This window comes from Vibrio sp. 704 (assembly GCF_033339295.1).
Map to the genome: position 1 here is coordinate 1 of NZ_JAWOUH010000154.1, position 978 is coordinate 978.

The window sequence follows — 978 nt, forward strand, 5'->3', positions numbered from 1 at the left end:
GTTGTTTATCGAGGCGAGAGACTGGATGCAAAACGTAACGATAGAGCACTAAGACGATCAGCGTGATGGTACAAAATGCCGCGATACCAAAAGAAAGTGCAAGCTCTAGCCATACTTTGTCCACTTTGTTCCACATCAGATACTCCGCAGGGGAGAGCACCGCATAAAAGTGGGGCAGAAGTTCAATGGTTTGCGCAAGAGGGATGTCTAGATAAATGGGTCTATCGGCAAACGTAATCACACTATGAGTATCGAATTCGACGTCGTGTTTGATGTCGTGAAACACTTCTAAAGATACGGACACGACAACAAAAAACACGTTGCTAGGATCGAAGCTAACTGGCGGTGCGCCCGTTCGTTTATCAATGAGTTCGTATCGCAACAAGATGCTTTGTCCACTGGAGTTATAAATGAACCCTGTGTGGCTGTATTCACCACGAGCCGCGAAACTGGTTGCTATGTACTCCAGCACCTTTTGGTCAACAACGCCGGACGATTCGTAATATTGGTTTTCGGTGTAATAAAGCAGATTTTGCTTGCCGTCGAGGATCGCCATGCTCGCATCCCCTTTATAACCATGGCTCAGGACATCAGCGGTTTCATCCAAGCGGCTAAAAAGCACTCGCTCACGGTAGGGATTGTCGTGATTGATAAAATAGTCCTGCAGCACATCACTTTTACTCAGCGTGTACGCATAGCTGTTAAGAAAAATATTGGCTTGTCGAAATTGCCCCGCCAGTTTTTCCATCTGAAGTTGTATGTAGCTATCTTCGCGCTTGATGAGTGTTACTTTTTGAATGCTATAGATGATGTAACTCGATACCAGCGCACTCAAAATGATCACGGGTGCGACAAGCAAGATAACTCGATTGCTTAATTTCATTATGGTTCTTCGACTTCCGTTTGTGTCCCTACAAACGTTGCTTACCTAAACGGTACTGAACGGATGATAGATTTTTTGCAAATTGTAACCAGATT

General features: G+C 44.8%; 1 pseudogene. It reads right to left on the bottom strand.

Features of this window, described 5'->3' with window-relative positions:
* A pseudogene (locus tag R7R24_RS25115) lies at positions 1–883 on the bottom strand (diguanylate phosphodiesterase); the annotation flags it as partial.
* Between the last annotated feature and the right edge of the window lie 95 nt (positions 884–978).